Annotated in this window: 4 protein-coding genes; 2 read left to right on the forward strand and 2 right to left on the reverse strand. The window is 63.0% G+C overall.

The features are described from left to right. Window positions 1–479, forward strand: a 479-nt coding sequence (locus VK519_RS04015; protein ID WP_324347851.1) for an acyl-CoA carboxylase biotin carboxyl carrier protein subunit, incomplete at its 5' end; no start/stop codon positions are given. Window positions 480–640: 161 nt separating this feature from the next. Beyond that, window positions 641–958: a transposase gene (locus VK519_RS04020; protein WP_324347852.1), complete on the forward strand. Its 318-nt coding sequence runs from the start codon at window positions 641–643 to the stop codon at window positions 956–958. Window positions 959–965: 7 nt separating this feature from the next. On the opposite strand, the gene VK519_RS04025 is transcribed toward VK519_RS04020, so the two are convergent. Together VK519_RS04025 and VK519_RS04030 are read right to left on the reverse strand one after the other, a co-directional pair. Next, window positions 966–1,382, reverse strand: coding sequence for a hypothetical protein (locus VK519_RS04025; protein ID WP_324347853.1), 417 nt, complete (start codon window positions 1,380–1,382; stop codon window positions 966–968). A 73-nt stretch (window positions 1,383–1,455) separates the two neighbouring features. Beyond that, window positions 1,456–2,025, reverse strand: a complete 570-nt coding sequence (locus tag VK519_RS04030; protein ID WP_324347854.1) for a hypothetical protein — start codon at window positions 2,023–2,025, stop codon at window positions 1,456–1,458. Window positions 2,026–2,539: the final 514 nt, after the last annotated feature.

Consider the following 2,539-nt stretch of genomic DNA (forward strand, 5'->3'; position numbering starts at 1 on the left):
GCGCTGGCATGGGCGCGGAGCGATTCGACATCCGGGTCCACGGACATGGCGGGGAATATCGCCTGCACGAGGGAGAGCGAACAGGCGTCGTGGAAGGGGCAAGATTATCGGGCGGCGTGTTGTCGTTCCGGTTGGATGGGCAGGCCCTGCGCATACCGCTGGCGGTGGATGCCCCGGACGTGACCGTGCACGATGCACAAGGCAACCGCTACGGGTTCACCCTGGTACCGCCGTTCGAGTGGGCGCCCGATGACACCAAGGGCGGGAACCAGATCCTCGCGCCGATGCCTGGGCGCGTGGTGTTGGTGAAGACCGCCATGGGCGACGGCGTTACCGAAGGCGCCGAGTTGCTGGTGATGGAGGCGATGAAGATGGAGATTACCCTCCGGTCGCCGCGCGATGGCAAGGTCGAAAGTGTTGCCGCGAAGGCAGGCGACTTCGTCGATGCCGATGCTGTGTTGGTGCGTCTGGAAGGTTAGAGGGCGGGTGCGGCGGCAACTGCCACGGATTTCGGCTGGCTACGGGAATTCGGCAAATTCAAATGCATCGCCGTCCGGGCATGTCTCTGGTTGTAAAGAAACGCGCATAGAGTGGGGGTCGGCCCTTATAGAATTCGCGGCCGGCCAGGGGGTATGGACGCATGTTGCAACTCATCAACGACCGTCTGTGGGCGGAACTCGAGCCGTTGGTTCCGGTTGACCGCAGAACGACCAGGCGCGGCCCCAAGGGCCACGGCGACCGGGTGGTGATGGAAGGCATCGCTTATGTGATCACCCGCGGGATTGCCTGGAACTCTCTTCCGCAGGGCATCTCCGGCGTGTCCGGCCTTACCTGCTACAAGCGGCACAAGGCGTGGGCGGCGGTGGGCGCGTGGGATGGAATAGAGGAGACACTTGTCGCCGGCCTTGCGCGTGGCGGTATTCGACCCAGGAAGTCGTTGGCAGTGGCGGGCGATTAGGTTCGAATTACCCTTCCAGTGAAGCCAACTGCATCTTCACCCAGGCAATCGCATCTTCACCTTCGACGATCTCCTCGCTTTGGGGATCTTCAAGCCGGCCACCGGTGATAAAAGCCAGTGCGCTCGCGGCCGATAGCGCCGCTATCAGTTCAAGCGGTCGCGAGCCCACTGAAAACTGCACGGTGAAGTTGAGTTCCGGCGGTAGTTTCAGTTCCGCTGCGTCTTCGGGCTCGGTCTCGAACGAGTAGTACTCGAAGCCCGCGAGTTCGTCGCCAACGGGGCAGGGCAGGAACCCTGTCATGGTGTCGACGTCGAAGTCGGTATCGAGCTCGCCCGGAAGCTCCTCGTCTTTCATCACCGATCGCCATTTCTCTGGCTTGGGCATTTTGCTGCGGGCAAGATAGACGTACAGGTCGTATGACATAAGCTGCCCCCCGATTGATCATGGAAGCTTGACGGTCAATCCCGGGGTAAGCAAGTAGCGCGTTGGCTGTAATCTACTGCTGCGCCTTCAGGACCGCCCGCAGCGCCGGATCCAGCGCATTAACTTGCCGCTTTGCCTGGAACATCGCCCGCTCGTCTCCCTGGAGCTTGCAGTTGCGCGAAAGCACGTCCGCGCCTTCCGACGACTTCGCCATCACGTCCTGCACATTCACCACCACGCCCAGGGTGTCGCCGAGCGGGTCGAGGGCCATGCAGACGTCGTCGATCATGCGATTGGTGCGCAACTCGTGCCCGCTCACCAGCACCAGCAGGTTCTGGCTGTCGATCCACGTGGTGGTGCCTACGCCGGGCAGGTTGCTGAGGGCGGCGCGTGCGGCTTCATGATCCACGGGTCGCCGAGAGTCAGGAAGGCGCATGGCTTTGTATGTGTTGAGTGCCTGGGCCTGGACAGTGCCGGCGGCGAGTGTTGCAACGGTCGCTGCAACGTCGTTTGAAAGCTGGGGCGTGGCTACGGAATGGGCTTCCCTTGCCAGGCGACTGGCAGATTCCGGAACGTCCTGTAGTGCCATGGTCGCCATGGCGACTACCAGGGCAGCGGCGACGATGCCGCCAGCAATGATCATGGGGGCGAAATCCGACGCGGCATGTTGGCGCGCGCGCGCGACGGCCCGGCGGGCCAGCGGAAACGGCATCACGGCCGATCGTGCTCGGCGAAGAGGTGCTCGAATGCCGCCCAGCTGATGCCAGCGAGCTCGCCCGTGTAGCGGTGCTGCACCTTCTTTCCCTGGCGATAGATGCCCATGTCCTTTGGAGCCCCTCTTGATAAGCGGTCTTGCCAACAGGAGCGTATCGGCCGAGGGGACCACTGCTTTAGGCTATGCCACTCTCGCTTGACGGCCGGGCGCTCAAGCCCGCACCAAGCCGGCCGATATGTCGATATCCCATGCCCCTTTTCGGCAATGAGCAATGATGCGCACCTGCTGCACAACCCTGTTGGCACTGGCTGGCCTGACCCTTGCGGCACCGGCTGCCGCTGTCGACTGTGCCTCCTCGCCCGCCAGTCATAGCGACCAGGCAGTCTGCGCTTCTCCGGCCCTTGTCAAACAGGACGCCCACCTCCAGCGCTTGCTCGCTACC

The organism is Pinirhizobacter sp., from assembly GCF_035317885.1.
Classification (GTDB): domain Bacteria; phylum Pseudomonadota; class Gammaproteobacteria; order Xanthomonadales; family Rhodanobacteraceae; genus Pinirhizobacter.